The 5,844-nt window shown below is 58.2% G+C and carries 4 protein-coding genes and 1 pseudogene; 2 read left to right on the forward strand and 3 right to left on the reverse strand.

Annotated features, from left to right (window positions below):
- Positions 1-70 precede the first annotated feature (70 nt).
- Positions 71-520, reverse strand: a complete 450-nt coding sequence (locus tag RSSM_RS06055) for a DUF423 domain-containing protein (RefSeq protein ID WP_008675686.1) — start codon at positions 518-520, stop codon at positions 71-73.
- Entirely contained in the window at positions 517-1,677 is a 1,161-nt protein-coding gene (gene nadA / locus RSSM_RS06060; RefSeq protein WP_173403136.1) for a quinolinate synthase NadA, read from the reverse strand. The genes RSSM_RS06055 and nadA overlap by 4 nt, the downstream gene beginning before the upstream one ends.
- Positions 1,678-1,987: 310 nt before the next feature.
- Between nadA and RSSM_RS06065 the strand changes: the two genes are divergently transcribed.
- Positions 1,988-3,442, forward strand: coding sequence for a DUF1501 domain-containing protein (locus tag RSSM_RS06065; RefSeq protein ID WP_008675688.1), 1,455 nt, complete (start codon positions 1,988-1,990; stop codon positions 3,440-3,442).
- A 340-nt stretch (positions 3,443-3,782) separates the two neighbouring features.
- On the opposite strand, the gene trpE is transcribed toward RSSM_RS06065, so the two are convergent.
- Positions 3,783-5,294: an anthranilate synthase component I gene (trpE, locus tag RSSM_RS06070; RefSeq protein ID WP_008675689.1), complete on the reverse strand. Its 1,512-nt coding sequence runs from the start codon at positions 5,292-5,294 to the stop codon at positions 3,783-3,785.
- A gap of 205 nt (positions 5,295-5,499) precedes the next feature.
- Between trpE and RSSM_RS06075 the strand changes: the two are divergent.
- Positions 5,500-5,844 (forward strand): annotated as a pseudogene (locus RSSM_RS06075) (UvrB/UvrC motif-containing protein); the annotation flags it as partial.

The raw sequence follows: 5,844 nt of genomic DNA on the forward strand, positions 1-5,844 counted from the left end.
AAAACGCAGCGCCGTTCCGGCAGTCCGCAGTTCATCACCCAACCGCGCCCTTTCGTTCCCGGGAGCGTGGTCAGCATCTCGGCGACGGTTTGGTGCATGCCAATAGAAACCAACCGATGATCCAGCAGGTGCCGCCGATGGGCGTGATGGCGCCGAGCCAGGGTGTGTTGGTTAGCACGAGTACATACAGGCTGCCGGAGAAGAGCACGATTCCAGCGAGGATCAGTCCGAAGGCGATTCGAAATAGTCGTGTTCGCTGCACCGGTAACGCCACCATGACGAGCAACACGATCGCGTGGGCGAGGTGATATCGGGCTCCGGTATCGAACTGGGCCACCCGCCGCGTGAAGGTTTCTTCGTCCATCGAAAAACCGGCCAATCGGTCCGGCAACCCATGGGCTCCGAACGCACCGATCAATACCGCCAACATGCCAGCGATCGCCGCAACGCGGAGCATTGTTTTCTGATAAGTGACGCTCGACGCTGAACCGTCGGTGGCGGATGTTTGTTTGCCGCTCATTTGACCGCCAACATTCGTTCCAACGCGATCAAACTCCACTTCGTGGTTTCCTCATCGACGCTGATTTGATTGACAAGGTTTCCGTCGCGGAGGTTTTCGAGTGTCCAGCACAGATGCGGTAAATCGATCCGGTACATCGTCGCACACATGCAAACCACCGGACTGAGGAAATGAATTTCTTGCTCGGGGTGTTCTGCTTTGAGTCGGTTGACCAAGTGCAACTCGGTGCCGATCGCCCATTTGGTTCCCGGTTCCGCTTCCTGGACCGTTTTGATGATTTTTCCGGTGCTGCCGCTGACGTCGGCGATGTCGTTGACGTCGCGAGGGCATTCCGGGTGAACCAAGATCTTGATACCCGGATGATCGGCGCGGAATTTGGCGACGTGTTCGGGGCGGAACATTTGGTGAACGCTGCAGTGGCCCTTCCACAGGATCACGCGGCTGTTTTCGATTTGTGCGTCTTCGTTGCCACCCATTTCCAAGGCGTAGGGATCCCACACCGGCATCTGTTCTTCGGTGATCCCCATCGTCAGCGCGGTGTTCCGACCGAGGTGTTGATCGGGGAAGAAAAACACTCTCTGTCCCCTTTCGAAAGCCCATTCGAGCACCGCGCGAGCGTTGCTGCTGGTGCAGACGATTCCGCCATGGCGGCCGCAGAACGCCTTCAGGCTGGCGGCACTGTTGATGTAGGTCACCGGGATGACTTGTTCGGTGTCGATGATTTCACCCATGTCCGCCCAAGCGGCTTCGACTTGACGGATGCCCGCCATGTCGGCCATCGAGCAACCGGCCGCCATGTCGGGCAGCAATACATCGACTTTGCGTCCGTCTCGGGCTTCGACTCGATCGGGCCGGTTGGCCAAAATGTCGGCCGTTTCGGCCATGAAGTGGACACCGCAAAACACGATCGTGCGGCACTTGCTGCTGCCGGCCGCCATTTCGGAGAGTTGGTAGCTGTCACCCCGCAGATCCGTGTGCTCGATCACGTCGTCTTGTTGGTAGTGGTGGCCGAGGATCAGCAGTTCCTCGCCGAAGTGATTGCGGACGGCTTCGATGCGTTCGCGCAAGACCTCTTCGCTCAGCGTTTTATACGGAGCGAGAGGCAGCTGCGATTCCGACTCAACACCAGCAGAGGCCGCCTGCGTTTGAGCAGCCATCACCGGCATCTGGGGAGCGTCGGCGGAAGCGTTCGGTGTCGGGTCTGTCATCGAATTCCCTGAAAACGAGCGTGAAAAGTGTGAGGTGGGGGGATCACGAAGTTGATTCTACCCGTGAGAGCAGATTTCAGAAACTGTGGGAGCGGGCGATATGGAAGGTTAGAGATTGGTGTCCACTAATCTGCTAATCTCTCTCGTTTCCTGTAGAATGAATGCCCCAGGTAGCCGTAATCAATTCGGTCCATCCTCCTGCCCTAAGCGGTCCTAACCGCCCCCACACACTAGCCACCCCCACCCGCGCTCTCCCGCCATGTCTACCAAATCTTTTTGTGGTCGTACTCGACGTGAGTTCATTTGGGAGTCGGGTGCCGGATTTGGGGCGGCGGCTTTGAGTGGGATGCTTGGGGCGGATGAGTTTTTCTCGTCTGCTGATGGCAGTGATGCGGTTCATTCCTTGCCGGGGCCGATGGCGGTGAAGCCGCCGCATTTCGCGCCGAAGGCCAAATCGGTCATTTTCCTGTTCATGTATGGCGGGCCGAGCCATATCGACACGTTCGACTACAAGCCTCAGATGAAAGGCATGGACGGGAAGACGGTCGACGTCAAAACGTTTGGACGTGGTGGGCATAAAACGGGAGGACGGATCGTCGAACCTCGCTGGGATTTCAAACAGTACGGCGAGTGTGGCAAGTATGTCTCGTCGTTGTTTCCCAACGTCGCGCGGCACGTCGATGACATCGCGTTTTTGCATTCGATGACCGCGGACTCGCCGATTCACGGGTCGGCGATGTTGATGATGAACAGCGGCAAAATTTTGTCAGGCAATCCGTCGCTGGGATCGTGGCTGACCTATGGCCTCGGTAGCGAAAACCAAAACCTGCCCGGCTACGTCGTCATGCTCGACCCGACCGGCGGCCCGATCAGCGGTGCGAAGAATTGGTCGAGCGGTTACATGCCGGCGACTTATCAGGGCACAGTCTTTCGCACCCAAGGGGCACCGATTCTCGATCTCGCACCTCCCGGTGATCTAACACCGATGGCTCAGCGGCAGATCATCGATTCGATTCAGTCAGCGAACCAACGGCATCTCGCCGCGCACTCCAACGAACAATCGTTGGCGTCGCGGATCAGCAGTTATGAGCTGGCCTACAAGATGCAATCCACTGCACCGGAGGCGGTTGACTTGTCGAGCGAAACGGCCGAAACGCGGGCTCTTTACGGAGTCGACCGGGCCGAGACGGCTGACTTTGGCACCCGTTGTTTGCTCGCACGGAGATTGGTGGAACGCGGCGTACGGTTTATCCAACTTTACAGTGGCGGTGCGCACAACGACAACAACTGGGACGCTCACGGCGATTTGGAAAACAACCACAACAAGCACGCCGGAGCGACCGACCAACCGATCGCGGGGTTGCTAGCGGATCTCAAACGTTCGGGGTTGCTCGACGAAACGTTGGTGGTTTGGGGAGGCGAGTTTGGCCGGCAACCGACGGCGGAATACGCCAAAGGCAGCGGTCGGGATCACAATTCGTTTGGGTTCACGATGTGGATGGCCGGCGGTGGGATCAAAGGCGGCGTCAGTTACGGAACGACCGATGAACTCGGCAGCGTCGCGGTGGAGAATCCGCTGCACGTGAAGAACCTGCACGCGACGATCCTGCACCAGATGGGCCTCGACCCGAATCACCTGTCGTACTTTTACAGCGGGTTGGACCAAAAGTTGGTCGGCGTCGAAGAAGTCGAACCGATCCACGCGATTATTTGATCTGAATGAAGCGTGGATTCTGCCGGAACGAGCCCGACGGAGATCAGTGTTGGGGGCGCGGTGGCAGGTAGCGGGCAGTTGCGTGCTCCGCCGGGACAAGCCCGACGGAAGCAGTCCCGCCCGTGAGCCGAAGTGCGTGAGCACTCGGGTTTTGGGCGTGGTTGGCTGGGAATGTTGTTTGGCGGTTTTTACCCGAGGCCTTACGGCCGTTCGGCTCAGATGGATTGGCGTTTCCAAGACTGAACGCTGGCGTTGGTTCGGATGATTCGAAGCGATTTGAATCGTTCGTGAGCTCAACGGCGGTTTGTTTGCCTTGGCGATTCGGACCTACGAGGTTTCTTTAGCTCGCGTTTTCGGTACGTGCGATCGTCCATTCGATGGCGGCGATCAGGGCGCGGGCTTTGTTGAGCGTTTCTTGGTATTCCATGTCCGGATCGCTGTCGGCGACAACTCCACAACCGGCCTGCACGTGGTACGTGTCGTTTTGGAACACGATCGTTCGCAAGGCCAAGCACGTGTCCATGTTTCCGCGGTAGTCGATGTAGCCGACCGCGCCGCCGTAGGGGCCGCGTCGGTGCGGTTCGATTTCGTCAATGACCTCCATCGCTCGTACCTTGGGGGCACCCGAAACTGTGCCGGCCGGCAAGCAAGCTTTCAATGCGTCGAACGCGTCGAGCCCCTCACGCAGCTTCCCACGCACTTCGCTGCTGATGTGCATCACGTGGGAATACCGCTCGATCACCATGATTTCGGTCAGGTCCACGGTGCCGAACTCGGCGACGCGCCCGATGTCGTTGCGGCCGAGATCGACCAACATCACGTGCTCGGCTCGCTCTTTCGGGTCAGCCAACAATTCTTTTTCCAACGCGATGTCTTCGGCTTCCGTGGCACCACGCGGGCGGGTACCGGCGAGCGGCCGAACCGTGACGGTGCCGTTCTTCACGCGACACATGATCTCGGGGCTGCATCCGACCAACACGCACGATGGGCTGCGGACGAAGAACATGAACGGAGACGGGTTCACGACACGCAGTGATCGGTAAACGGCGAGCGGATCGACGTCGCTGTGGACGCTCAACCGTTGACTCGGCACGACTTGGAAGATGTCGCCGGCACGAATGTATTCAACGCATTTGCGAACCGCGTCACAGAACGATTCGCGGGTGAAGTTCGACTCAACGCTCAACTGATGTCGCTGATCGGCCTCGAGAATTTCTTCGCACTGATGCGGCAGCGGTTGGTCGAGTTGCTCGATCGTTTGGTCGACTTGACCGGCCGCCTCGGCGTAAGCCGATTCGATGTCGCCGCCGGTTTCGGAAATTTCTCGACAATCGGCGAGCGAAACGATCGTGATGGTTTTGTCGACGTGATCGAACACGCACAGCGTGTGGTAGAACGCGAAATCCAGGTCCGGCAGGTTGCGGTCATCCTCGGTCGAATCGGGAAGGTCTTCCACATACCGCACAACGTCGTATCCGGCATAACCGATTGCACCGCCGATGAATGGGGGTAACGCGTCGAGCGTCGCGGTACGGTCGCGAAAATGTTTTCGAAATTCGTCGAGCGGATCGTCGCAGGTCGATTCGCGAACTTCGCCCGTCGAGGTCTCTGTTTGCCAGACCGTTTTGCCTTTGGCGGTGAACCGAGCCAGCGGTTTGGAGCCGAGGAAACTGTAGCGGCCGACTTTTTCGCCCCCGATCACGCTTTCAATCAAAAACGCCGGGCCGCCGTCATCGAGCAGCTTAAACGCCGTTACGGGCGTCAACGCGTCAGAAAGCAGGCGTCGATACACGGGCACGAAATCGTAACGACGGGCGAGTTCAGCAAATTCGTCAGGGGACGGGTGGTGCATGTTTGTTTCTAAGTTGGAACCGAGGCAGCGGCAATAGTTTGGGCAGGCTGAGTCGAAACGACAACCGGGAACCCATTTCGGTTCATTTTTGCTCGCGTTGACACTCCTAGGGGCAGCGATAGAATCCCTGAACGTTTCTTCGCTACCGAGAAAACCCGCCGACGCCCCGGAACGTAATACCGACACCCCGCGTATCGAGATCCCCATGAAATGTCAGTATTGCGACAAGCCCGCCACCTTCCACATCACCGAGTTGACCCAACCGGGTGGCCCACAGATCCTGCACCTGTGTGAGCATCATGCTCGACAAGTGCTGCAAAAAGACGAACCGAGTCCGATCAAAACCATCACCGGGGCGCTCGCCAAACAGTTGCAACTCGGGCAAACCAAGGAAGAACTGCAGAAACTCGACAAGAAAGAATGCCCGTCATGCGGCATCACGTTTTTCGAGTTCCGCAATTCCGGACGGCTCGGGTGCCCGATGGATTACACCCATTTCGAATCTGACCTCACGCCCCTGTTGATCAACATCCACGATTCGCTCGAACAC

It is taken from the genome of Aporhodopirellula sallentina SM41, assembly GCF_000346505.1.
In the GTDB taxonomy this organism is placed as follows: Bacteria; Planctomycetota; Planctomycetia; order Pirellulales; family Pirellulaceae; genus Rhodopirellula; species Rhodopirellula sallentina.

Bases quoted from the DNA above. Each gene is read 5' to 3' on its own strand.
- RSSM_RS06055 (WP_008675686.1), bottom strand. From the start codon at position 520: ATGAGCGGCAAACAAACATCCGCCACCGACGGTTCAGCGTCGAGCGTC.
- nadA (WP_173403136.1), bottom strand. From the start codon at position 1,677: ATGGCTGCTCAAACGCAGGCGGCCTCTGCTGGTGTTGAGTCGGAATCG.
- RSSM_RS06065 (WP_008675688.1), top strand. From the start codon at position 1,988: ATGTCTACCAAATCTTTTTGTGGTCGTACTCGACGTGAGTTCATTTGG.
- trpE (WP_008675689.1), bottom strand. From the start codon at position 5,294: ATGCACCACCCGTCCCCTGACGAATTTGCTGAACTCGCCCGTCGTTAC.